The organism is Luteitalea sp. TBR-22, from assembly GCF_016865485.1.
Classification (GTDB): domain Bacteria; phylum Acidobacteriota; class Vicinamibacteria; order Vicinamibacterales; family Vicinamibacteraceae; genus Luteitalea.
On record NZ_AP024452.1, the window covers coordinates 1025172 to 1050446 of the forward strand.

Annotated in this window: 17 protein-coding genes; 5 read left to right on the forward strand and 12 right to left on the reverse strand. The window is 70.5% G+C overall.

The features are described from left to right. The first annotated feature begins 56 nt into the window (after positions 1 to 56). Positions 57 to 863, forward strand: coding sequence for a mechanosensitive ion channel family protein (locus TBR22_RS04225; protein WP_239491708.1), 807 nt, complete (start codon positions 57 to 59; stop codon positions 861 to 863). Positions 864 to 875: 12 nt separating this feature from the next. Here TBR22_RS04225 and TBR22_RS04230 read toward each other — a convergent pair whose 3' ends face one another. Genes TBR22_RS04230 through TBR22_RS04240 form a run of 3 tightly spaced genes read right to left on the reverse strand, consistent with a single transcriptional unit; the run spans position 876 to position 6608 of the window. Next, complete coding sequence (locus tag TBR22_RS04230) at positions 876 to 1760, reverse strand: SDR family NAD(P)-dependent oxidoreductase (RefSeq protein ID WP_239491709.1); 885 nt, start codon at positions 1758 to 1760, stop codon at positions 876 to 878. A gap of 49 nt (positions 1761 to 1809) precedes the next feature. Further along, positions 1810 to 5592, reverse strand: coding sequence for a transglutaminase-like domain-containing protein (locus tag TBR22_RS04235; protein ID WP_239491710.1), 3783 nt, complete (start codon positions 5590 to 5592; stop codon positions 1810 to 1812). Positions 5593 to 5597: 5 nt separating this feature from the next. Beyond that, positions 5598 to 6608: a nucleoside hydrolase gene (locus tag TBR22_RS04240; RefSeq protein WP_239491711.1), complete on the reverse strand. Its 1011-nt coding sequence runs from the start codon at positions 6606 to 6608 to the stop codon at positions 5598 to 5600. A gap of 93 nt (positions 6609 to 6701) precedes the next feature. Between TBR22_RS04240 and TBR22_RS04245 the strand changes: the two genes are divergently transcribed. Next, positions 6702 to 8441 (forward strand): CocE/NonD family hydrolase, encoded by a 1740-nt coding sequence (locus TBR22_RS04245; protein ID WP_239491712.1) that lies wholly within the window; start codon positions 6702 to 6704, stop codon positions 8439 to 8441. A gap of 295 nt (positions 8442 to 8736) precedes the next feature. Here TBR22_RS04245 and TBR22_RS04250 read toward each other — a convergent pair whose 3' ends face one another. The 6 genes from TBR22_RS04250 to TBR22_RS04275 form a co-directional block, all read right to left on the reverse strand. Next, a complete protein-coding gene (locus TBR22_RS04250) occupies positions 8737 to 9312 on the reverse strand; it encodes an elongation factor P (RefSeq protein ID WP_239491713.1) in 576 nt (191 codons plus the stop codon). Positions 9313 to 9330: 18 nt separating this feature from the next. Beyond that, positions 9331 to 10347: a dienelactone hydrolase family protein gene (locus tag TBR22_RS04255; RefSeq protein ID WP_239491714.1), complete on the reverse strand. Its 1017-nt coding sequence runs from the start codon at positions 10345 to 10347 to the stop codon at positions 9331 to 9333. A 66-nt stretch (positions 10348 to 10413) separates the two neighbouring features. Next, positions 10414 to 11208: a transglutaminase family protein gene (locus tag TBR22_RS04260; RefSeq protein ID WP_239491715.1), complete on the reverse strand. Its 795-nt coding sequence runs from the start codon at positions 11206 to 11208 to the stop codon at positions 10414 to 10416. 11 nt (positions 11209 to 11219) lie between these two features. After that, positions 11220 to 11639: a hypothetical protein gene (locus TBR22_RS04265; RefSeq protein ID WP_239491716.1), complete on the reverse strand. Its 420-nt coding sequence runs from the start codon at positions 11637 to 11639 to the stop codon at positions 11220 to 11222. A 67-nt stretch (positions 11640 to 11706) separates the two neighbouring features. Then, positions 11707 to 13041, reverse strand: coding sequence for a DUF418 domain-containing protein (locus tag TBR22_RS04270; protein ID WP_239491717.1), 1335 nt, complete (start codon positions 13039 to 13041; stop codon positions 11707 to 11709). A 291-nt stretch (positions 13042 to 13332) separates the two neighbouring features. Next, positions 13333 to 14136 carry an inositol oxygenase gene (locus tag TBR22_RS04275; RefSeq protein ID WP_239491718.1) on the reverse strand — a complete coding sequence of 268 codons (804 nt, stop codon included), beginning with the start codon at positions 14134 to 14136 and terminating at the stop codon, positions 13333 to 13335. Between the two features lie 60 nt (positions 14137 to 14196). Between TBR22_RS04275 and nadA the strand changes: the two genes are divergently transcribed. Then, entirely contained in the window at positions 14197 to 15330 is a 1134-nt protein-coding gene (nadA, locus tag TBR22_RS04280; protein WP_239491719.1) for a quinolinate synthase NadA, read from the forward strand. 178 nt (positions 15331 to 15508) lie between these two features. Beyond that, complete coding sequence (locus tag TBR22_RS04285; RefSeq protein ID WP_239491720.1) at positions 15509 to 16105, forward strand: superoxide dismutase; 597 nt, start codon at positions 15509 to 15511, stop codon at positions 16103 to 16105. Positions 16106 to 16198: 93 nt separating this feature from the next. Here TBR22_RS04285 and TBR22_RS04290 read toward each other — a convergent pair whose 3' ends face one another. Next, positions 16199 to 17887 carry an amidohydrolase gene (locus tag TBR22_RS04290; protein WP_239491721.1) on the reverse strand — a complete coding sequence of 563 codons (1689 nt, stop codon included), beginning with the start codon at positions 17885 to 17887 and terminating at the stop codon, positions 16199 to 16201. 59 nt (positions 17888 to 17946) lie between these two features. On the opposite strand from TBR22_RS04290, the gene TBR22_RS04295 reads away from it, so the two are divergent. Then, positions 17947 to 21072 (forward strand): PVC-type heme-binding CxxCH protein, encoded by a 3126-nt coding sequence (locus TBR22_RS04295; protein WP_239491722.1) that lies wholly within the window; start codon positions 17947 to 17949, stop codon positions 21070 to 21072. 128 nt (positions 21073 to 21200) lie between these two features. Here TBR22_RS04295 and glp read toward each other — a convergent pair whose 3' ends face one another. Both glp and TBR22_RS04305 read right to left on the reverse strand, forming a co-directional pair. Next, a complete protein-coding gene (gene glp / locus TBR22_RS04300) occupies positions 21201 to 22472 on the reverse strand; it encodes a gephyrin-like molybdotransferase Glp (RefSeq protein ID WP_239491723.1) in 1272 nt (423 codons plus the stop codon). A gap of 37 nt (positions 22473 to 22509) precedes the next feature. After that, positions 22510 to 25257: a family 16 glycosylhydrolase gene (locus tag TBR22_RS04305; protein ID WP_239491724.1), complete on the reverse strand. Its 2748-nt coding sequence runs from the start codon at positions 25255 to 25257 to the stop codon at positions 22510 to 22512. Positions 25258 to 25275: the final 18 nt, after the last annotated feature.

The following is a 25275-nucleotide window of genomic DNA, read 5'->3' on the forward strand; positions in this document are numbered from 1 at the left end:
CGGCGGTCATCGGTCGCGCTCCGCGGCGGGGGCCATACAGAAAGGGACACCCCAGGATGAACACCCAGGCCATTCAGGAATTCGTTGCCAGGAACGCGGCCGATGCCGGCCTCAAGATCCTCACCGCGCTCGTCTTCTGGTTCGTCGGCCGCTGGCTGATCGGCCGGGTGGTGGCGGTGATCCGCGCGGTCATGGGCCGCAACGCCGTCGACCCGACGCTGACCACTTATCTCGGCTCGATGGTCGCGGTCATCCTCAACGTCACGCTGGTCCTCGGCATCCTCGGGTACTTCGGGATCGAGACCACGTCGTTTGCCGCATTGCTGGCTGGCGCCGGCCTCGCGATCGGCGCGGCCTGGAGCGGGATGCTCGGCAACTTCGCCGCCGGCGCGTTCATGCTCGTCCTCCACCCCTTCAAGGTGGGCGACTTCGTCACCGTCGGCGGCGTCACCGGGACGGTCAAGGAACTCGGCCTGTTCGGCACGACGGTCGTCACGCCCGACAACGTGATGACCATCGTCGGCAACGGCAAGATCTTCGCCGACACGATCTTCAACTTCTCGGCGTTGCCGGCGCGGCGCGTCGAGCGAACCGCGCAGCTGGCTGGCAGTGTCGACCCGCTCGATGCGGTCGCGCGCCTGCGGGCGGCCGTCGCGGCGATCCCGAACGTGGCCACCATCCCGGCACCAGAGGTCAACGTGCTGGACATCAACCTGGTGGGCCCGGTGATCTCCGTGCGTCCCTACACGCACACCAATCACTACTGGCAGGTGTACTTCGACACCAACGAGACCATCATTCGTGTGGCGCGCGACGCCGGATGGCCGGCGCCGACGCCGAGCCAGAACATCAGGCAGGTGTAGCTGGCCGCGGACTCACGGCAGTCCCGTGAGCTTGCGGCTCACCTCGCGCAACTGGCGGCGCGCCTCGGCGTCGGCGGCCTGCGCATGCGGCGTGCCGACCTTCTGTCCGACGAAGTAGCTGCCGCTCGGCGCGTCCGTGACGATGGCGTTCATCACGGCGTCGGCGCCTTCTGCCACGGTACTGCGCGGCGTCATCCCGCCCGACCGGACCATCGTCGTGTCCATGTAGGTGGCCGGGTGGAGCGACTGCACCACGATGCCCTTCGGCTTCAGCTCCGACGCGAGGTCGATGGTGAACATCACCTGCGCGAGCTTGCTCTGGCCGTACGCGCGGTTGCCGGAGTAGTTCTTCTCGATCATCACGTCGGCGAAGTCGATCGGCGCGGCGCTCAGTGAAGAGACGTTGACGATGCGCGGCGAGCGGCCCTTCTCGATGACCGGCAGCAGTCGGTAGGTGAGGAGATAGCCGGCCAGGTAATTCACCGCGAAGGTCGCTTCGTGACCGTCCTTGCTGAGCTGTCGCTCGCCTTCGCGGTTGAAGATGCCGGCGTTGTTCACCAGCAGGTCGAGGCGCGGGTAATCGCGCGTGATGTCGTCGGCCAGGCGCCGCACCTCGGCCAGCGAGGCGAAGTCGGCCTGGTAGAAGCGGGCCGAACCGGTGCCGGCGGCCGCGACCTCGTCGACCACGGCCTTGCCGCGTTCCGCGTTGCGACCGTGGACGATGACGTGGGCGCCCTGCGCGGCCAGGCGACGGGCGACCTCGCGACCGAGGCCGTCGGTCGACCCCGTGACGAGCACGATCCGCTGGTCGGGGCGTGGTGAGGCCGCGGGCGCAGCGGCAGGACGGGACGGAGCCTGGCCGAGGGCCAGCAGGACGACCAACAGCATGGGCAGCATGGCGCCATGATATGCCGGCGTCCTGGCCGGCCATGGACCGAGGCGGCGGTCAGGGGACGTCGGGCAGCCTGGTGGCCGGGAGGTTGGCACCGGCCCGCCAACGCGTCTCGGCGGTGTTCCAGTACAGGGCGCTCTCCACGAGCACGGGCACGCCGTTGGTCGAGGTCAGCTCCGTGCCATATGGCATGCTCCCGAGCTCGGGCACCATGGTCGGCAGCCACAAAGTGAAGCGCGAGCCGGGAGGGACCGTGTACTCCTGCTGCACGACCTGGCCGCTGCCGAAATAGCGGACGCGCACGACGGCCTCGCGCGCCGGGTCGGGATTGGCCACGAGGACGAAGTGCTCGGCGGCCCCGGTCAGGCTTCCGGCTCCCGTGGCCACGCCCCAGCGCAGCCCCGGGCTCGCCTGTCCTCCGGACGCGTGGGTTCCCGACCACGTCAGCGCGCTGCCCGGCCAGTACATCGCGCGTTCAGCCACCACCGGCAGATCGGAGGTGACCTCGAAACCCACGGCCGTGTCGTGCAGCGACTCGGCTTCGCCGTCGACGTGCAGGGTCAGGCGACTGCGCGCGGGCACCGTGTAGGTGCCGACCTCCGTGCGGCCATCGGGGAGCAACCAGGTTACGCGCACGGTGGCGGGCGAGAACTCCGGGTTGGCCAGGAGCAGGAACGTGTCGAAGTACGCGCCGGTGGCGCCCTCGGCGAAGTACCACCGCCGCGACGGCCACGGGGTTCCGGCGGCACCGTGGCCGTCCAGCCACGTGCCGGCGCGGTTCATGTACATCGACCGCTCCGTCGAGAACGGGCGGTTGCCCTCGAGGATCGTGGCGAATGCCCTGCCCTCGAGCTCGGGGATGATCCGGGTCCAGATGTTGAAGCGGGAACTCGGGGCGACGTCGAATCGTCGCGTGACGGTGCCGCCGCCGTCGAGCAGGAAGGTCGCGGTCACCGGCAGCCACTCCGAAGAGGGGTTGACGATCAGGAAGAAGGTTTCGAAGAAGCCCTGCGCGCCCTCGGCGAAGTACCACCGCTCCTGCGGCGCGTCGGTGGACTGGGTGGCGTGAACGCCAGCGCCGCCGGCCCAGGTCATCACCCGCTCGGCCACCAGCGGCACCGCTGCCTGCGAGACGATCTCGGCCGAGACTCCACCGGACGCGTCCTCGCCGAGCAGGTCCCGCTCGTCGAACACCTGTCGGCTCCATGCCTTCAGGGTCCGCGACAGGGTCGCGCCCTCGCCGTTGCCGGTCAGCAGCCGCAGGCTGACCGGTGCATCGACGGGATTGGGATTGGCCACGATCAACCGGGTCGTGAAGCCCGGATCGACCGTCCCCTCGGCGAGGTAGTACTTGAACTGATCGAGCCTGACGCGGACCTCCTGCGAGACCTCGCGGCCATCGCTGGTCGTGGCCGTGATCGTGACCACCGTGGCACCGGCCTTCACCGGAATGCCCGGCGCGCGCCAGGACCCGTCGGGGGCGATGTCGCCCTGCTGGCCATCGCTGGTCCGCCAGCGCATTGCGCTGAGATTGCCGGCATGGACCACCGCGCCGCTCATCGTCACGAACGGCGAGGTCGCCGTCATCTCGGCAGGTGCCGCGATACGGACGGTGGGCAGTAGTCCGGTGGTGAACCGCCACACCTCGCTGAACGGTCCCCATCGCTCGCTGCCGCGGGCCTGGGCCCTGACGCGCCAGTAGTACGTGCGGTCGCGCTCGAGCAGGATCCCGATGGCGAGCGAGGCGGCGGCCGGCGCGTCGCCAGAGGCTGCGGGCGTGGTGTAGGTCTCGAACTCCGCGGTCACCGGCGACAGGCACTGCGGGTCGGGACAGACCTGCAGGTGATAGCGCAGGATGCCTCCGGGCGCCGGGATGGCCGCCGGCGACCACGAGAAGGCGACCGACGACGGAATCTCCATCACGGCGTCGCGCGCCGGGGACACCGGACCGGCGGGGGCGGTCGGCGCGGGCTTGTCGGCCTGCTCGCTCCAGCGGACCTCCACGCGGACGTCGGCGTCCCCGTCCGACGACGCGCGCTGCACGCGCAGCGTCGTCGAGCCCTCGTCGAGTGCCAGGAGGCGCTCGGGGCGCACCTGCCCCTCGAGCCTGGCTGTGAGGTCGGTGAGACGGCCGGTGCCGTCGGGGCTTTCGAGCACTGCGGCGAGGCGCACGCCGTACGTCGCGCTCGCGCCGGCAGGCAGCAGCGCGCCGGTGAACGACAGGTGGGCGGTGCCGTCGAAGGGGCCGTCCACGGTGCCGAGTTCGGTCGGCGTCGGTCCCTCGACGCCGGTGAACTCCACACGCTGCAGGGCCGCGGTCCACCCCATGTCCTTGCGGCCGCCTGCGTCGAGGACGAACCGCACCTGCAGGCGGTCCTCCGCGAGGTAGGGTGTCAGGTCGAGCGACGTCTGGACGTAGTCGCGCTCGTCCGGCGCTGGCGTCCAGATGCGCGTCCACGAGGCTCCCGCGTCGCCCGAGACCTCCACGGCGACCTCGGCCTGCTCGACCTCGTACACCACGAGGAGGAGGCGCACTGGCGCGGAGCCGCGGCGGCGCAGCGCATACACCAGCGTGCCGGGCCGGCTGGGGTCGGTCACCTGCAGGGGCAGCATGCCCGCCGCGACGTTGGCGTCCGACACCCACACGCCAGGCAGGCGGAACGCGTCGGCGCGGAAGTCGGTTGCGGCGAGCGTGAAGCCGTCGGCGTGCCGCTGGCCCAGGAGGCGCAGTCGCTCGCCGGGCCCGAGCGAGGCGGTCACGTCGGCGGCGAGTCCGACGAGCGGGAACGCGCGCCCGATCGCCACCGAGAGTTCCCCCGGGTTCAGCGTGTCGACGACCGAAAGGTGACCGTTGCCCGCCAGGTTCGTCGTGATCGCGGCGTCGACGGCCCGTCCGGCGGTCACCAGCGGCACGGTGTCGATCGAGGTGCCGTAGGCGGGCGGCACCTGGCTGGCGGCCTCGTCGCTGAAGGGCGGAGCCTGCGGCGTCGCGTGGAGTTCCAGGCGTTCACCCGGCCAGAGCGGGAAGCGCAGCGCGTACGGCTGCTCGAGGTACGGATCGACGGGCAACACCCGCAGGTCGGTCCGCGTGCGCAGCAGGATGTCGTGCAGCCACTCGAAGCCGGGCCCCGCGCGCAGCACCAGCGACGGATCGGCCCGCAGGTCGTCGATGCCCGCGATCGTCCGGTTGTCGGGCAGCAGGAACAGGGCATCCCTGTCGGCGTCGAGCAGGTGCCACCGCCCGTCGAACCACACCTCGGGCACGTCGTGCTCGGAGTCGCCGAGTCCCTGCCAGAAGCGCACCTGCAGGCCCGCGGCGCGCCACAGGGCGGACAGGGCGAGGGCACGCTGCGTGCACAGCCCGTAGCCGTACACGCCCAGCAGCTTGACCGGATCGGTACCCTCCGATGTCCAGAGGCTCGGCATGTCCCAGGAGAAGGTCTCGCGCCGCACGAACTGCCAGAGCGCGCGCGCCGTCGCCTCCTCGCTGGCCCCCGGGGGCACCACGCGCGCGACGATGCGTGCGGCCGTCGCCCAATCGCGCGCCGGCGTCGAGATGGTGACGCCCTGCACGGCAGTGCCGCCTTCGTTGGTGAGCACCACCACCGGGTTGCTGGCCAGCGAGCCTGCCGGCACCGTCAGGGGAATGTCGACGCTCGCGTCGACCAGGCGCCCGGTGGCCGTGGGCGCCGGCGGCTGGGCGCCGGCGCTTCCCGCGCCGAGCAGGATCGCGGCCGCCAGGCCGGCCAGCCTGAGACGTCGCCGCGATGCCCGCGCGTCCGCCCGCACCCCGTGCGTCGACCTCGAGTCCGGGGACGATGATGTGTGGTGTGGCATGCCGGTCAGGGGCGGCCTGCGACCGGATGTTCGAGCGTGCGAGCGAAGTCCGCGATAATCGCCTCGCGGTCGGGACGCTCCCAGATGGTGATCCGGCGCGGGTTGTCCGGACGCTCCTCCCAGCGCGTGCCGACGAGGGCGGGAGCCGGATGCGTGCGAGCCCGGGCCCACCGGCCGTCCTTGGCGATGGCCACGGCCCCGAGGTCGTACAGCGCCCGGGACGGCGGCGTGCCATCGAGCCGGATGTGGGCGAACAGGTCGGCGGAGTAGTCGCCGATCGTGCTGAACGTCCCGCCGTGGCGCCCCGTGACCGGCGTGGCGATGCGAGGGCCCTGGCCGGCGAAGCGCGCCCGCACGTCTGCCGGCGTCACCCGGAGGGCATCGGTGCCATCGGGCTTGCCATACCGCACCACCACCATCTCGAACGGCACGTTCACCGACAGCACGTAGCGCAGGGCCTCCGGGTCGTTGTCCTGGTTGTACTCGCCGGGGTCCGGGTAATTGGACCCGAGCCACACGATGCGCACCTTCCCGGCAATCGTCGGATCGGCCGCGAGGGCGAGGGCGACGTTGGTCAGCTTGCCGATCGGCAGCAGGACGAGCGGCTCGCCCTCGGTGGCGGCCCTGGCGGCCGCCACGATGAAGTCGACCGCCGCCTTGCCGTCGTAGGCGGCCTCGGCCAGGTGGGCCCGGATGTCGGCAAACGAGCCGTTCGCCCCGGCCCGCAGCGGCACGTGCGCTTCGACCTGGCACAGCGCCATGACGCGGCGGGCTTCCTCGACGTGGCTGGCGATCCCGCCTCCGCCGCTGGTGGCATTGACCGTCACGCCCACCACGCGGAACGCGTCGCCGTTGAGCAGGACGTACGCCAGCGCGTGCTGGTCGTCGAGCTCGTTGTTGGCGTCGGTGTCGACGATCACCGGCAGGCGCGCCGACTGCCCCCGTGCGGGCGCGGTCAGGACCGGGGAGAGCAGTCCGGCCACGATCAGAGCGAGCGAGAGTGCGCGGGCGGACATGGACGACATGATCGTGCCGACGATAGGATGTCGCCGTCAACAGCAGGGCACCACCCCGTCCACGGCTGCGCCCCGCCGCCCGGAGGTCTCCCCGTGTTCACCACGCTGGTCCTGGTCACCGCGATGCTGCTCGCGCAAGGCGCTTCCCCGGTCGCTCCCGAACCAATCCTCGTCGACCACCACCGCGGCATCCCGCTGCGTGATGGTGTCACCGTGTATGCCGACGTCTACCGTCCGTCGCGGTCGGGTCGCTTCCCGACGATCGTCGTGCGCACGCCGTACGGCGTGCAGCGGGAGAACGTCGGCGTGCACGACCGGATGATCCAGCTCGCGAAGCTGGGGTACGCCGTCGTCAACACGGACGTCCGCGGCCGCTACGAGAGCGAGGGGCAGTGGGATCCCTTCCGCGCCGAAGCCAGGGACGGCTACGACGTCGTCGAGTGGGCGGCGAGGCAGCCCTGGTCCACCGGCAAGGTCGCAATGCAGGGGGGCAGCTACCTCGGCCATGTACAGTGGGCGACGCTCGGCGAGCAGCCGCCCAGCCTCGTGGCCGCGTTCCCCGCCGTCGCGTCGACCAACCTGTACGCCAACTGGATCACGCAGGGTGGGGCATTCCACCTCGCCTTCAATTTCGGCTGGGGCGTCGTCCGGATGCCGTACCGCATCATGCAGCCGCAGTGGTACTTCACGGGACCCGACGCGGCGCCGGAGCTCCGCTACGAAAAGCTCCTCGAGCACCTGCCGCTGCAGACGATGGACGAGCGCGCGTTCAACCATCCCGTGAAGCACTGGCGTGACTGGCTGGCGCACGACAGCTACGACGCGTACTGGAAGGCGATCAGCGACGAGGAGCGGTTCGACCGGGTGCAGGTGCCGGTGATGACGCAGGGCGGCTGGTTCGACATCTTCCTGCCCGGCACGATCGACGGGTTCGTCGGCGTGCGGACGAAGGGCGCCACCGAGCGCGCACGGTCGTTGACGCGCATGGTGATCGGCCCGTGGGGCCACGGGCCGTCGCGCAAGTACGGCGACCTCGACTTCGGCGCAGACGCCGACCGCGCGCTGTTCGACTACGAGCGCCGGTGGCACGACTTCCACATGAAGGGCGTGAAGAACGGCGTCGACACCGATCCGCCGGTGCAGATCTTCTACATGGGGATCAACCGCTGGCGCGGCGAGCAGGACTGGCCGATCCCGGGCACGCAGCCGTCGAAGTGGTACCTGCAGCCCGGCGGGAAGCTGTCGACGACCGCGCCGGCGGGCGAGGGGGCGACCAGCTACCGCTACGATCCCAGCGATCCGGTGCCGACGACGGGCGGCAACAACTGCTGCGGGTCGCCGACCATCGCCGGGCCCGTCGACCAGAAGCCGCTCGACGGCCGCGCCGACATCGTCCGCTTCACCAGCGACGTGCTCACCGCGCCCGTGACGATCGCGGGCAAGGTCACCATGGACCTCCACGCGACGACCGACGGCAAGGACACCGACTGGATGATCAAGCTGATCGACGTGTACCCGGACGGCAAGGCGTACCCGATGGCCGAGGGCATCCTCCGCGCGCGCTTCCGCGAGGGCCTCGACAAGCCGCAACTGCTCACGCCCGGCCAGCCGTACCGCTACACGATCGACCTGATCGGCACGGCGGTGGTGTTCCAGCCCGGCCACCGCATCCGGGTGGACATCACGTCGAGCAACTTCCCGCAGTTCGACCGCAACCTGAACACCGGCGATCCGCTGGCCACGGGCACGAGGCCGCGCGTCGCGCAACAGACGATCCACCACTCGGCGGCGCGGCCGAGCGCGATCGTGTTGCCGGTGGTCAGGGGGTTCTGACGCGGACGGGCTTCGGCATTCGGCCTTCGGCCGTCGGGATCAAGGGACGAGGGAAGAGGGAGAAGTCACGAGGGCGGCACGGGACGAGGGACGGGGCGGGCAAGGGACGAGGGACAGGGCTGCTCGGGGAGCCGGCGAGGGCCGTGCGGGCCGGGGGCTGCGCGCCGACCTGAAGGTCGGCGCCTACGCCTGACGGATGCCGTAGCGGTCGACCTTCAGGTCGACCGTCACGGCCCGCGCGGCCAGCGCCGGCGACATGCGCGTCGGCCAAGGCCGACGCCTACGCCCCGTCTGCCTACGCGCGGCCCGCGAACTCGCGCGTCTCGGTGTGGACGCGCACCTTCTCGCCCTCGTTCACGAACAGCGGCACGCGCAGCTCGAGGCCGGTGTCCAGCTTGGCGGCCTTGGTCACGCTGCCGCTCGCCGTGTCGCCGCGGCTGCCCATCTCGGTCTCGGCCACCGTCAGCTCGACGATCACCGGCAACTGCAGGCCGATCGGGTTGCCGTTGAACTTCTGGATCTGCACCTCGAGGTTGTCGGTGAGCAGGTAGCGGTCGTCGCCGACGATGTCCTCGTTGAGCGTCAGGGTCTCGAAGTTCTCGAGGTCCATGAAGTGCACGCCCGTGCCGTCGGTGAACTGGTAGGAGGCCGGCACCATCACCAGGTCGGGCTCCTTCAGCTTGTCCTGGGCCTTGAAGGTCTTGTCGAAGACGGCGCGGTTGATCAGGTTGCGCATCTTCACGCGCACGAGGGTCTGGCCACCACGTGCCGTCGGGCGCGAGATCTCGACCTCGAGCATGTGGTAGGGGGCGTCCTCGAACTCGACGTACATCTTGCGCTTGAGGTCGATTGCGGCGATCAGTCCGGCCATGGCGTGCGAAAGGTCCTCTCAGAGAAAACGTCGAAGGAACGCGAGGACGGCCTGGCGGCCTTCCGGCGTCTCCTGGTGCTCGACGTCGTAACGGTTCATCTGCCAGCGTTCGGGCACGCCCATCGACGCGTAGACCTGCTTCAGGTGCGCGTCGATGCGGTCGAGGCCGGCCACCGGCGTGAGCTTGTCGCGCAGGCCCGCGAGGGCCAGGTGCGCGCGCGGCGCGATCAGCGCGTTGATCTGCGCCGTCGTGAAGTGGTTCATCAGGTCGGGCACGTAGTAGTAGATGCCGTGCCGCGACAGGCCCTTGTCCTCGATGAGCGCGTCGAGGTCGGTGAGGCAGTTGATGTCGACGCACACCTTCATGCGCTCGTCGAGCGCCGCCAGGTACCACGCCGCCGTCGAGCCCATCGACATGCCGAGCGTCGCCAGGCGCGAGGCGTCGACGTCGGGCCGCTGCACGAAGACGTCCACGGCGCGCAGGCTGTCGTAGACCATCATTCCCCAGAGGACCTGGCCCTTGAGGAGCATCGCCTTGAACATGTCGAGCTCGCTCGTGTGGCTGCGCTCGCCGAAGATCCAGGTGTCGATGCAGATGGCGACGTAGCCGAGGTCGGTGAGCGCCTTGGCGTAGGGCGTCGGCTGCAGGTAACTGCGGCCCTCGATGAACTCCTGCTTGCCGATCTTGTAGCCGCCGCCGTGCGAGTGGCAGAACACGACTCCCGGCGCCTTGCCCGTCAGCCCCTTCGGGCGGGCCACGTAGCCCGGCACGGGCTCGAGGCCGTTCAGGTCGTAGCGCCACGTCTCGAGCACGTAGCCGTCGCGTTCCTCTTCCTTCAGTTTCTCGCCCGAGACAGGACGCTTCCGGTCGGGAAGCCTGCCGAGGAGCGCGTAGAGTTCGGCGCGGCGAGACGCGGCGTCGGCGGCGCGGGGAGACGCTGGCTGCATGGGGGATCCGAGCCCGGTCGAGGCCAGGACGCCGAGGCTGCCCAGCGACCCGAGCACCTCCCGACGTGTGAGGGGCGACTCGCTCATCGGGGAATTCTACGGCACGCCGGTCGGACCCACACCCGGCGTCGGGGGCGCGCGCTCGCGCGCCGATCACCCGAGCTCGATGGGCGACCCGTCGTCGCGCGGCAGGTCGCCGTCGCTCGTGGCGGTGACCTCCAGTGCCCCGACGGTCACGGCGCCCCCGTATGAGGAGAGGAAGGCCGTGTCGGCCGCGTCCCGTCCCGTCGCGATCCGGAGCAGCGTGGATCGCGGGGCCAGTCGGGTCGCGTCGAGCACGAGCCACCGCCCGTCGACGTGCGCTTCGACGACGGCGTGGAAGTCCATGGGAGACAGGCCGGGGGCGTAGCAGGCCACCAGGCGAGCCGGGACGGCCAGTGCCCGCAGCAGGCCCACCACCAGGTGGGCGTAGTCGCGGCAGACGCCGCAGCGCGTCAGCAGGGTGTCCACCGCGCCATCGGTGTGGTCGCTCGAGCCCGACACGTAGAGGATGCGGGAGTGCACCCACGCCTCCACGGCCTGCAGGCACTCGGCACCCCGGAGGCCACCGAACAGGTCGGTCGCAAAGGCGAGCAGCTTGTCCGACTCCGCATAGCGGCTCGGACGGAGGTACTCCACGAGGTCGGCCGGGGAGGCCGGTCGGGGCGCGGCTCGTCCCGTCACCGTGGCGTCGTAGCGGATGTCGACCCGCCCGGCGCGGGCGCGACAGCGATGCACGCGCGTGCCGTGCCTCATCGGCGCCGGGTCGGTGTCGATGAGGCGGCCCCCCTGGGTGATCACCAGTTGCTCGGTCACCGCGTACGAGCCGGATGCCACGGCGATGGCGAGAAGCAGGTCGGCATCCGCGCCCACGTCCAGTTCGAGCCGGGCCGACACCGTGCGGCGCATGGCGCCGCCGTCTACTTCCACCCGGTACTCTTCCTCAGGAAGCGGGCGGGGATGGCCGGCTTGGCCTCGGCAGCCGGGGCCGGTGGCGTGTAGGGTTCCCCCGCAGCCGCGGCGATCTCCCGCTCGAGGTCCTCCTCGTTCGGCAGGCCGGCCATCTGGTCGACGAACACCAGCGACTGCTGCGACGGGATCTCGAACCGCTTGCCGCAGTCCTTGCACGTCACCTCGTCCTCGACGCGGAGCAGGTAATCGCGCAGCTTGGCGAACTTCGCACGGTCGCGCTCGTCGGCGCCGCCGGGCAGGCGGTCCTTCTTCGTGCGCCGCACCCAGCGGACCTGGTACTCGTTGGTCCGCTTGCAGCGCGGGCACTGGTGCCGCGCCGGCCGGGTCTCGGGCTTCTCGTTGAAGAACGCGCGCTCGTCGAGAGACATGGGGGGATCGTAACGCGTAACGTCTAACGTCTAACGTTTAACGTCTAGCGCCAAGGGTGTGCCGCCCCTACGCCGCCGGGGCGGGTAGCGGGTCCTGGTCCCCTGCCGGGGCGCCGCGGCGCATCGGCTGGCGTTCGCCATACGTCAGGGTCCGCCACAGCCATTCGGCCGGGCCGAATCGGAAGTGCCGCAGCCAGATCGGGCTGATCACCAGCTGCACCACCCAGATGGCGAACACGACGTAGTACAGCTGGTGGCGCGGCAGGCGCCCGTACAGGCCGAAGCCGAACCCGTTGAACAGGAGGCCGCACACGATCGAGTGCGTGAGGTAGTTGCTGAGGGCCAGCTGGCCCACGGCCGCGAGGCGCAGCTGCAGCCAGGCGAGCAGGCCGCTGTTGCACCACAGCATCAACGCGCCCAGGTGGCCCATCGTCATCGCCAGGCGACCGAGGTCGTAGGTCACCGCGGCCTGCAGCATCGCCAGCACGTGGAAGTCGTAGGCGAGCACGTGGCGCAGTTCCAGGAGGTTCGTGGTGAAGCCGACGCCGTAGCCGACCAGCACCATCCACAGGTACGGCCGCCGATCGCGCCCCACTTCGAGCCATCGCAGTTTCAGCAGCGCCATGCCGATCAGCATCATCGACCACACGTCGAAGAAGTACCGGTACTGGTACCAGCTCTCCGCGTGGGTCATCAGCGGCGCCTGATACGCGACGATGCGGGCGTACGACCCCTGCTGCTTCACCTCGAGGCGCTCCTCGATCTTCTCGCGGGGCGGCTTGGCGCTCTCGACCAGGCCGGGCCAGTCCTTCAGGGCCTTGTTCTGCACCCTGGTCAACGTGGCGCCTGCGGCCCTGGCGCGCGTCGCTTCCTGGAAGGTCCGGTGCGTCCGCAGCGCGCCCATGGCGTCGCCGAGATTCCACGCGGCCCCCACCAGGAGCCCGCCGAGCGCGAAGGCCAGGAGCGTCTTCGGCAGGGCCTTCCGGAACGGGAAGATGAACGGCGCCGTGGCGCCATAGAAGAACAGGATCTCGCCGGTCCACAGCAGCAGGAAGCCGTGGACGATCCCGAAGAGGATGAGCCAGAGATTGCGGCGGAAGAAGACGTCGGAGGCGTCGCCCCCGCGTCGCTCGATGCGCGAGATCAGCAGCAGGCTGCCGGCCCCGAACAGGATGGAGAACAACCCTCGCTGCGTCCCCTCGAAGCCCACCGTCGTGACGATCCACGCCCAGAGGTCAGGGCCGGTGGCCCCGCCGTAGTTGGTGGGGTCGTCGTAGGCGAACGGCAGGCCGAAGCTGGCGATGTTCATGAGCAGGATGCCGAAGAGGGCCACCCCCCGCATGACGTCGAGCGAGACGAACCGTTCCTGCTGCGAGACGGGGACCTGCAGGGCAGCGCTCACGGCGCCTCCTCCCGAGACACGTCGCCCCTGCCCGGCGGGAGGAGCCGGACCGTGCGGCCCAGGAGGACTCCGGGGCGACACAGGCAACCTTGGATGGATGAGCAGTATGGTCGTGCTGGCGCAGGACCGCAAGAGGCGGGGGATACAGCAAGGGCGCGCCGGTGGGCGCGCCCTTCGTGTTCGCTGGCAATGGGAAATTCGAGAATCTGAAATTCTCTGGCGGCTCGGCCGTCGGCCTTCGCCGCGCTCGGCGCAGCCGGCGCACGAGCATTTCAGATTTCCAATGTCAAATTACCACTTCAGCTTGCCGGGCACGAACTCGTCGATGAGGTCCTTGTAGTACGGCGTGAGTTCCTTGACGTTCGGCCGCGCGTCGCCCTTCGAATACAGGTCGAAGCGGTTGAAGGCCTTCACCCACTTCATGCACTCGCGGTCGTTCTCGTTGGTGAGGTGCTGGTAGGCGCCCTCACGGTGCCACGGGTAGAACGAGTGATAGCGCAGCGCGTACAGGCCGCCCTGCGGGATGTGGTTCTTGAACACGTGGTAGATGTACTCGTCGTGCCCCCACGAGAGGTGCACGTTGTCGAGCCCGCAGTGCGGTTCGTAGATGCCGTTCTCGGTCATCAGTGCGGGATTCTTCGAGTCCGGGTTGGCCTCGAAGAACTCGGGGTACACGCACTTGTCGGAGAACTTGCAGCCGACGACGAAGGTGTCGCCGACGACGGCCCACTGCGGCTCGCCCCAGAGGCAGAGGATCTTGCCCAGGTCGTGCACCAGGCCGGTCAGCTGGAACCAGCGCGGCTGTCCGGCGGCGCGCACCGCCTCGGCCGTCTGCATGGCGTGCTCGATCTGGGTGAAGTCGGCGTCGGGGTCGCTGTCGTCAACGAGCTGCTCGAGGTACTCGAGCGCCTCCCACACGGTCATCTCCATGCGGTCGAGCGACAGGTACTCCTTCTTCTTGGCCAGCACGAAGTCCAGCGTCTGGTGCTGATGGTTCAGACGGTAGAACTCCTTGACGGTGCTGCGCGCCTCGGCGGCGTAATTGCGGAACTCTTCCGGCTTCTTTCCTTCGCCCGGATGCGTAGCGTGTGCCATGACCCCTCCTGATCGAACAGACGGCCAGTATAGCCCGCGGTGCTAGGATCGAGACCAGCCATGGATGTCAAGGTCCTGACCGAGTACGAGCAATCCAGCCTGTCGCAGCGGCAACCGCTGCCGGAGCGCTACCTCGGGTTGGGCCTCGAGGAGATGGAGCGCCGCATCAGGGCGGCCAAGGCCACCCTCGGGGACCGCCTCCTGATTCTCGGCCACCACTACCAGCGCGACGAGGTGCTCGTCCACGCCGACGTGGTCGGCGACTCCTGGAAGCTGTCGCGGGAGTGCAAGGCCCGCAGCCAGGCCGAGTTCGTGGTGTTCTGCGGCGTCCACTTCATGGCCGAGAGCGCCGACATCCTCGGCGCCGACCACCAGAAGGTCTCGCTGCCCGACCTGGCCGCGGGGTGCTCGATGGCCGACATGGCCGACCTCGACCAGCTGACGACCTGCTGGCGGGAACTGGAGGCGATGGGTCTCACCGAGGGCCTCGTCCCGGTCACCTACATCAACTCCTCGGCGGCCATCAAGGCGTTCGTCGGCGAGCACGGCGGCACCATCTGCACGTCGGGCAACGCCAGGGCCACCCTGGAATGGGCCTGGGCGCGCGGCCAGCGCATCCTCTTCATGCCCGACCAGCACCTCGGCCGGAACACCGCCTGGAAGATGGGCGTGCCGCTGGACCAGATGCTGGTGTGGGATCCGGAGGAGGTCGCCGGCGGTCATACCGCCGAAGCGCTCCGCGCCTCGCGACTGCTCCTGTGGAAGGGCCACTGCTCCGTCCACACGCGGTTCACGGTCTCGCAGATTGCCAACATCCGGAAGCAGCACCCGGGCATCCGCGTGATCGTGCACCCCGAGGTGCCGCTGGAGGTGGTCCAGGCCGCCGACGAGTCGGGGTCGACCGAGCACATCCTCAAGCGCGTGCGCGAGTCGGCGCCCGGGTCGGTGTGGGCGGTCGGCACCGAGATCCACCTGGTGAACCGCCTGGCCAACGAGGTGGCGCCCGGCAAGACCGTCGTCACGCTCGACCAGTTCGGGTGCCTGTGCTCGACGATGTTCCGGGTGTCGCCCAACCATCTGCTGTGGGTGCTCGAGGGAATGATCGACGGCGTGGTCCACAACCACATCGTCGTGCCCGAGCCCACCAAGCACTGGGCCCGGGTGGCGCTCGACAGGATGCTCAGTATTCAGTGATGGACAGGCTCAGGGCTCAGGGCTCAGGGCTCAGACAGCCACAGGCCCAGTGCCGGAGACGCACGGCTCAGACACCATCAGACTCGAGGCCCTTGGTTCACCGCTCCGCGACGTCCATGAGCGACGCTCTCTGAGCCCTGAGCCTTGAGCCCTGAGCCTTCAAGGAGACAATACGAATATGCCCTACGAACTCGCCCCGCTTCCCTACGCCCACAACGCGCTCGAGCCGTTCATCGACGAGCAGACGATGCAGATCCACCACGGTCGGCATCACCAGACGTACGTCAACAACGTCAACGCCGCGCTCGAGAAGTACCCGGAGCTGCAGGGCAAGCCGATCGAGCAGTTGATCGCCGACCTGAACGCGATCCCCGAGGACATCCGCACCGCGGTCCGCAACAACGGCGGCGGCCACGCCAACCACACGCTGTTCTGGCAGGTGATGGGCCCCAACGCCGGCGGCGCGCCCACCGGCAAGGTGGCCGAGGCGATCAACGCGAAGTTCGGCTCGTTCGACGCCTTCAAGGAGGCCTTCGCGAAGGCGGCCGTCGGCCGCTTCGGCTCGGGCTGGGCGTGGCTGATCAAGAACGGCGACGGCGTGGAGATCACGAGCACGCCGAACCAGGACAGCCCGCTGATGGAAGGCAAGACGCCGCTGCTCGGCCTCGACGTGTGGGAGCACGCGTACTACCTGAAGTACCAGAACAAGCGCCCCGACTACATCGCGGCGTGGTGGAACGTCGTCAACTGGGACGCCGTCAACGCGCGCTTCTAGCTTCACGGAGGTAGGGCGCGGTGTCCCCACCGCGCCGCTGTGCGTCACGGCGCGGTCGCTTTCCCTGAGCAACGCCGAAGGCGAGACCGCGCCCTACTTCTGTCCCCCGCCCCAGCGCACCTGCCCGCCCACCACGGTCACCATGGCCTTCACCGCCCACAACCGCTCGGGCGGGATGCTGAACACGTCCTCCGACAGCACCACGAAGTCGGCCAGGCGTCCCGGCGACAGCGTGCCCTTCTCCCGCTCCTCGCGGCTCGCGTAGGCCGCGTCCACCGTGTAGTGCCGCAGCGCCGCCGCGACGCCGATCCGGTTGCGCGGATACCAGCCGCCCGCCGGCGTGCCGTCCGGGAGCTGCCGCGTGACGGCGGCGTGGATGCCGCGCATCACCTCCATCGTGAACACCGGGTAGTCGCTCCCGAACGCCTGCACGGCGCCCGCCTCGTCGAACAGCGCGAAGGCGTCGGCGCGTGACGCGCGCTCGGGGCCGAGCGCCGGCGCGAAGCTGCCGAGCGTGACGGCATCGGGACTCGCGAACATCGCCTGCGTCGAGGCGATCACGCCGAGTGCGCGGAAGCGCGGCAGGTCCTCCGGCGAGGGCAGTTCCACGTGCTCGACGCGATGGCGGCGTTCGGTGGTGCCGTTCACCCGCGCCGCGTGCGCGAACGCATCGAGGGCCATGCGGATCGCGCGATCGCCCACGGCGTGCAGTTCCACCTGCAGGCCGGCCTTGTCGTAGGCCGCGACGCTGGCGTTCAGCGTCTCCTGATCCCACATCGGCAGGCCGGTGTCGGTCGGGCGGTCGGCGTACGGCGCGAGCAGCGCCGCCGTGTGGCCGTCCACGGTGCCGTCGAGCATGCCCTTGGCGATCCCGAACGTGAGCCAGCCGTCGGGGTGTGAGTCGCGCAGGCGCACGAGTTCGGCCAGTCGCTCCGGCGTGACGTTCTTCTCGAGCGGGACGGCGACCCGGACACGGATGGGCAGCGTGCGCGCCGCGAGGGCGCGCTTGTAGGCCTTGACGCGGACGCTGTCGGGGGCGCTGGCACTCGCATCCTGCACCGACGTCAGGCCGTACGAGGCTGCCTTGGACAACTCGCCGAGCACCATGCGGTAGGCCTCGTCCTCCGAGACCGGTGGCACGAGCCGCTGCACGAGCGCCATGGCCGCCTCCTGCAACAGGCCCGTGGGTTCACCGTTCGGGTCGCGGCCAATCCGACCGTTGGGTGGATCGGGCGTGTCGCGCGTGATCCCGGCCCTTGCCAGCGCGACGCCGTTGACCAACACCTGGTGGCCGTCGCGATCGGTGAGCATCACCGGGCGACCGGCGAAGACGGCGTCCAGGTACTGTCGATGCGGCTTCAGGCCGGGGAAGTCCGAGGGACCCCACCCGCGCCCGAGGAGCCACGCCTCCGTGCCCAACGACGCCTGCCCTTCCCCCAGTCGGCGGACGATCTCGGCAACCCGGCCCGCGCCCGCAAGGTCCACCTGCGGCCGCAGCGGCAGGTGCCAGTGCGCGTCGTTGAACCCGGGGACCACGCGTCGCCCCTGCGCGTCGATGACGCGCGTGGCGGGGGACGCCATGGATCGGACCACGTCGCTGTTGCCGACGGTGAGGATGCGACCGTCGCGGACGGCAATCGCCTCCGCTTCCTGGCGGGCCGGATCGCCGGTCCAGACCCGGGCGTCGACGACGATCAGGTCAGGGGCCTGCGAGGCGTCGCGGCGGCACCCCGGGCCGCTCACCAGGGCCAGCAGCAGGAGGAAGCCGACGCGCGAGGTCATGACCGAGTCTACATGCCTCACAACGGCGGCGAGTCGCGATAGGCTGTACGTCTTCGCCCATGCCATCGCGCCCAACAGTCCCCCACGTCGCCCTCGTGGCGGCGCTCGTCGTGTCCGTCCTGTCGGTGTCCAGCCACGCCATCCGGCAGGTTCCCGCCCCGTTGTCGATGCACCTGCAGGTGCCCGACGGCTACACCATCGAGCGCATCGCCGGGCCGGAACTCCTGTCGTACCCGATGTTCGGCGTGCCCGACGACGCGGGTCGGCTCTTCGTGTTCGAGTCCACCGAGCCGAACACGATGACCACCGAGGAGATGCTGGCAAAGCCGTCGTACCACATCCGGGTGCTCGAGGACGCCAACGGCGACGGCACGTACGACCGCAGCACCATCTACGCCGACAAGCTGCCCTTCCCGAAGGGCGGCGCGTGGGTGGACGGCAGCCTGTACGTGTCTGCGGCCCCGCACCTGCTGCGCCTGAAGGACACCAACGGTGACCTGGTCGCCGACGAGCGGGAGGTCGTCGTCACGGGCTGGACGCTCAACGTCAACGGCGCCGCGCTCGGTGGGCCGTTCCTCGGCCCCGATGGATACCTGTACCTCACGGACGCGCGTCGGGGCTTCCGCATCACGCGCAAGGAAGGCGACACGCTGGAGGGGAAGGGCGCGCGCATCTGGCGCGTCCGGCCGGACGGCACCGGTCTCGAGTGGGTGTCTGGCGGCGGGTTCGACAACTCGATCGAACTCGTCTTCATGCCGTCGGGCGACGTGGTCGGCACGATGACGTACTTCATCGAGCCGCGCGACGGCCTGCGCGACGCGCTGATGCACTGGGTGGAGGGCGGCGTCTACCCGAAGCCGCTCGACGTGATTGCCGCCGACAAGCTGAAGCTGACCGGCGACCTGATGCCGCCGATGACGATGCTGGCGCGCGTCGCGCCGTCGGGGCTGGCGCGCTACCGCGGCACGGCGCTCGGGCCCGACATGCACGGCAACCTGTTCAGCGCGCAGTTCAACACCGGGCGCGTGATGCGGCATGTCGTGTCGGCCAGCGGATCGACCTACCGCACCGAGGACTTCCCGTTCATGACGTCCACCAGCGGCGACTCGCACCCGACCGACGTGCTGCAGGACGCCGACGGCAGCCTCATCGTGATCGAGACCGGCGGCTGGTTCATCAAGGGCTGCCCGCTGTCGCGGGTGGCCAAGCCGGAAGTCGCCGGCGGCATCTACCGCATCCGCAGGGCCGGTGCCCCGGCCGTCACCGACCCGCGCGGCGGGTCGATTCCGTGGGCGTCGCTCACCCCGGCGCGGCTCGGCGGGCTGCTGGCCGACCCGCGGCCGGTCGTCCGCGATCGCGCCCTCGAGGCTCTCGTGCGCGCCGGCGAGGGCGGGGTGCCGACGCTGGCGAACGCGCGTCGGCTCGGCTCGGATCCCGAGACGCGGGCGGCCGTCGTCTTCGCGTTGCATCGCATCGGCACGCCGGCGGCGCGTGAGGCGGTCCGCGCGGCGCTTGCCGATCGCGACGTCGCGGTGCGCGTCGCGGCAGCGCGCAGCGCGGGCCTGGCGCGCGACGAGGCCGCGCTGCCCACCCTGCTGCGACTCGTGGTGACCGACGCGCCGGCGGTACGGCGGCAATCGGCGACGGCGCTCGAGCAGCTCGGCCGGTCCGAGGCGGTGCCCGCTCTGCTCAAGGCCGCGCAGGCGCCAGGCGACCGCTTCCTCGAGCACGCGATCATCCACGCGCTCATCGCGCTGAAGCAGCCCGAGCCGCTCGTCACGGCCCTGGGCTCGCCGGCCACCGCGGTGCGCCGCGCCGCGCTCATCGCCCTCGACCAGATGGACGGCGATCGGCTGACCCAGGACCACGTGCGTCCCTTCCTCACTTCGAAAGACGATGCGCTGTGGCGCACGGGGATCTGGGCCGCCTCGCATCATCCCGGCTGGTCGGACCTGGTGATCACGGGTGTGCGCGCGCGCCTCGACGCGCCGGCGCTGGCCGAGGCGGACGCCGCCGCCTTGCGCGATGTGATGGTCGGCGTGTGCAAGGACGGCGACGTGCAGCGCTTCATCGCCGCCGGCCTGGCCGGACAGCGGGCGCCGCTGCTGCTCGACGTGATGCAGGCGTGTCCCGTGAGCAAGGTGCCCGAGGCGTGGGTGGAGGCGCTGCGGACGCGGCTCGCGTCGGGCGACGCGGCGACGCGGGCTCGCGTGATGCGGCTGGTGGCGGCGCGCCGCATCGAGCCGCTCGCGCCCGACCTCGCGCGCCTCGCCGGTGATGCGGCGGCGCCCGTGCCGCAGCGCTTCGAGGCGCTCGACGCGCTCGTGCTCGTGAAGCCAGCGCTCGACGAGCCCACCTTCGCGTGGCTGTCCTCCCAGCTCGACAAGGCACAGCCGGCGCCGGTCCGCCAGCAGGCCGCCGGCATCCTCTCGCAGGCGGCGCTGACCGATGCCCAGCTCGTCGCCCTGGCCGAGACTCACGTCGCCACCACCGACGCCTTCCTCCTGCCGCGCATCGTCACGGCCTTCGATCGCAGCACGAGCGCCAGCGTCGGCACCGCATTGGTGAGGGCCCTCGAGCGATCGACCGACAGGCTCGACGTGCTGTCGGAGCGCGATCTCTCGACCCGCCTGGCGCGGTTCCCAGAGCCCGTGCCGACGCAGGCGGCGCCGTTGATGCTCGCCTTGCAGCAGCGGCAGAATGCCCGCCTGAAGCGGCTCGAGCAGATCGACGCCGGCCTCGGGCGCGGCGACATCGACGCCGGGCGGCGCCTGTTCTTCGGCAAGGCGACCTGCTCGACGTGCCATGCCGTGGGCTCGCAGGGGGCGGCGTTCGGGCCCGACCTGAGCAACATCGGCGAGATCCGCTCGCGCCACGACATCCTCGAGGCGATCCTCTATCCGAGCGCCAGCTTCGCGCGCGAGTACGAGACCTGGCGCGTGCGGACGAAGACCGGCGAGAACACCGGCATCGTGAAGGAGCAATTGCCGGATGCGCTGTTGCTCGAAACGGGCCCCGGCGCCTCGCTGCGCCTGCCGCGCGCGACCGTCGCATCGGTCGAGCCCGTCGAGTTCTCGATGATGCCGCCGGGCCTCGAGCAACTGCTCACGCCTGCGGAGCTGTCGAACCTGATCGCGTACCTCGAGGCGCTGCCCGACCCGCTGGATCGCAAGGCGAAGCGCTGAGCGTCGACATGAATGTCGACGCCTACGCCGGGGGGTACTGAAGGTCGACGCCCACGGATTGAGGGGAGGATGTCCGAGCCCCACGCGTAGCGGCCGACCTTCAGGTCGGCCGTCATCGCGATCCGCGATCAGTACAACGTGACCAGGACGCGCGTGCCGGCCTCGACGCGCGCGACGCCAATCGGCACCTCGACGTACCCGTCGGCGTCCGACAGGCTCGTCACGTCCCCGGAGCCCTTGAACACCGGCACGGCCCGATCGCCGTCGAGCCGCACCGGGTAGAACTGCAGCCGATCCACCGGCGACGACAACGCACGCGTGAGCGTCGCCTCACGCGTCACCGGCACGAGCGCGGGCAGGCCGGCCAGTCGCCGCACCAGCGGCCGCAGCAGTACGTACGCGTTGGACAGGCACGAGGTCGGGTTGCCCGGCATCGCCAGTACGAACTGCGCGCCGCCGTCCCGGTCGATCCGGGCGAATGCCGTCGGCTTGCCCGGCTTCACGGCGATGCCGTGGAACCGCACCTCGCCCCGCTCGGCGAGGATGTCGGCGCCGTAGTCCTGCTCGCCCACGGAGCTGCCGCCCGAGCACACGATGAGGTCGGCGCCGGCAGCCGCGTCGAAGGCGTCACGCCAGGCCTGCAGCGTGTCTCGCACCAGCGGCAGCGGGAGCACGTCGGCGCCCGACGCCCTGCACAGGGCGGCGAGCATCGCGCGGTTCGCGTCGTAGATGTGTCCGGCGGGCGGCGGACCTTCCGCGTCCCCGGCATCGAGGAGTTCGTCGCCGCTCGAGATCAGCGCCACCACGGGGCGCCGCCGCACGAGCAGCGTTCGCAGGCCGAAGGATGCCGCCACGCCGACCCGCGCTGGGGTGAGCACGTCGCCGCCGCGCAGCACCACCGCGCCGGTCCGGACGTCGTTGGCGCGGGGCGACACGTGGTCACCCGGGACCGCCGGGCGCGTGAACTTCACGCGGTCGGCGTCGCGCGACGTGCGCTCGACCATCACCATCGCGTCCGCGCCGTCGGGGATGGGCGCGCCGGTGGCCGTGTCCACGCAGGTGCCCGGTGCGACGGTCCCGGCAAACGCGGCACCGGGACGCGCGCGGCCGGCAAGGCGCAGCCAGACAGGCGCCGCGTCGGTGGCCTCGGCCACATCCGACGCCCGGACGGCGTAGCCGTCCATCGCCGACCGGTCGAAGCCGGGGACGTCGAACGGCGCCGGCACGTCGGCCGCGAGCACCCGGCCCGCGGCCTCGCCGACGGCCACCCACTCGGCGCCATCGACCACGCGTGCTGCCTCGTCGATGAGGCGACGCGCCTCCTCGAGCGGCAGCACGTCGCCGAAGGGCCGCATGCCACCGAACGCGCCGTCGCGTCCGGCGCGGGAGGCATCGCTCATGAAACCCGCCCTCCGTGGTCGTGCGGTCGGCTCGTGTTCACGGTTCCTCGCGCTCGACCGACCCGGCGTCGCAGGCCCCCTGCGGGCGCGCCACGCCGCGCTGGTCCGTCGCGGGGCACGTCGCCGCGATGCCGAGCGCCGGGCTCCCGACCTGCGGCATGTGCGTCAGTGTCGGCCCCCCGTTGGCGGCAAGCGGCCCCAGGAGTGGATCGGCGGCGATGACGTCGCTGGCCACGGCGCTGCACGATGCGTCCTGCGTGACGTTGTGCCCCCACGAGGTGATCGTCACGACCCCGGATCCGAAGGGGCCCAGTTCGCAGGCGTACCACTGGTTGCCCGAGACGATGCTGTTGAGGAGCGTCATCGACGCGTTGGCGGCGGTGAACGTCCCGACGAAGATGGCCGACGGTGCCCAGTCCGGCCCGGCGTTGCCCGTGAGGGTGGTGTTGGTCAGGGTCATGGCGCCGTCGGTCTGGAAGATGGCGCCGCCGTGCCAGCCCGTCGACCGGTTGCCGCTCAACGTGCTGTTGAGGAGCGTCGCGTTGCTCAGGCTGCGAATCCCCCCGCCGACGTCGGTGGAAGTGTTGCCGCTCAGGGTGCTGTTCTCGATCTGCACGCTGGCGCCGAAGAACGCGTACACGCCTCCGCCCGCCCCGTTGGTGGCGCTGTTGCCGCTCACCGTGCTGTTCCGCAGCCGCAAGGTGCTGCCACCCCCGTTGTAGATGCCGCCGCCGCCCTTCCAGAAGTCCAGGGCACCGCTCTTCATCACGTTGTTGGTGACGATGCACCGGTCCATGTCGAGGGTGCCGTTGTTGAGCACGCCGCCGGCCAGATCCCACCCGAAGCCGTTCGCGATGGTCAGATCGCGCAGCAACAACCCGGCGCCGGCGTCGACGATGAAGATCCGGTCGGCTCCGCCCCCGCTCAGGACGATCCCCGGCGCGGCCGCCGCGTCCACCGTCACCGTCTTGCCGCCCACCACGATCGGCCCGGCCAGCGGGATGGTGGCGCCAGCCAGCGACGGCGCGAAGGTGATGGTGCCGTTGTTGGCCACCGTGGCGACTGCCGCGCGCAGCGAGCCCGGGCCGGCGTTGGCCGACGTGGTGACGACGACCGACGACGGTTGCGTGAGGCCGACGCCGTCGATGAGGACGGGGCCGGTGCCCATGCCGGTGTCGGGCAGGCGGAAGCGATAGCCCCACACGCTCGTGCGCGTGAAGCCGTCGTTCGGGGCGCCGGCCGGCTGCGCGGCGCCGCGCGCGAAGTCGCTGAAGGGCAGGACCACCTCGCGCCACCCGCTGAAGTCGTCCACGAACGACGCGCCGAAGCGTTCCGACGAGTCAGGTCCGCGGTACACGCGCACGTAGTCGACGAGCATCGTGGCGGGGAAGACCGTGTCGGCGCCGACCGGGCCGCCAAAGTTGCCACCGACCGCGACGTTGAGGAGCAGGAAGAACGGGTGATCGAAGACCCACTGGCGCGGCGCCACGTCGGCCGGCGTGGCCGTGTGGTACTTCACGCCGTCCACGAACCAGTCGATCCGGCCGGGTTGCCACTCGACCGCCACCGTGTGGTACGCCTGGTGCGCGGGCGTGCCGAAGTCGTACGTGCCGAAGAAGGAGCTCCCGCCCGAGTAGCCCGGCCCGTGGATGGTCCCGAAGATCTCGTTGGGCACCCGTCCGACGAACTCCATGATGTCGATCTCGCCGGCCTGCGGCCAGCCGACCTGGCCGATGTTGGAGCCGAGGCTCCAGAAGGCCGGCCAGAGCCCCGCGCCCGCCGGCACCTTGACGCGCGCCTCGACGCGTCCGTACCCGAACTCGACCTTGTGCTGCGAGATCAGGCGCGCCGAGGTATAGCGGCACGGGCCGTAGTAGCAGGTGAGGGCGCCGTCGGCTTCGCGCACCGTGATGGCCAGGTGACCGGCGCCGTCGGTCGCCGCATTGGCAGGGTCGCCCGTGTAGTACTCGAGTTCCTCGTTGCCCCAGCCGGGGATGCCCTGCGCGGTGCCGTCCCCGACCTCGGGCGTCCAGTGTCTGGCGTCAGGCGAAGCGCCAGCCGCGCCGTCGAACTCGTCGGACCACACCAGCGTCCAGCCGGCCGGTCCGGGATCCGCGGCGCGGTTGTCGAGCACGTCCACGGCGATGGTGTCGCCGCTGTTGCGGCCGTAGTACCAGAAGCGCAGGCCATCGGCGGCGCTCCAGTCCTGGGGCGTGACGAACTCCCGGCCGAACCAGGCGTCGGCCCCACCCGCGGTCACCGCCTGGCCGTCGAACGTCCAGCCGTTCAGCGGCGTGGTGGCCGCACCACAGGCCTGGCCGATCTGCGAGGCGCGGAAGTGGAACACGAGGTCGAGGTCGCCGTCGCCGTCGGCATCCTGCAGGTGCCGACGAGGCACGCCAGCCGCGTCCACGTGGGCCTCGCGCGCGCCGGCAAAGGTGACGGTCCGTTCATCGAGCGTCGCGGCGTCGAACGACGGCGTCGTCGGCACCACCACCGCCACGACGCCGTTGCCGCCCTTGCAGCGGTTCCCCTGCACCTGCACCGCGATGCGGAGGGGCGGCGTCACCGACAGCACCGCTTCGTCGGTCGTCTGTCCCGGCAGCGCCAGCGGACCGTCGGCGGGAATCACCAGTCGGTCCAGGGTCACGTTCGGCGATGACCGCCAGAGATAGGGGAACTGCGTGAAGTCGTCGAGCAACACGCCGTCGAACGGGATGGCGAGTGCGGCGGCGGTGGTGGCCAGCACCAACGGCACGACACACGCGCGGGACATGTTCTTCATGGGGAGACCTCTGACCGA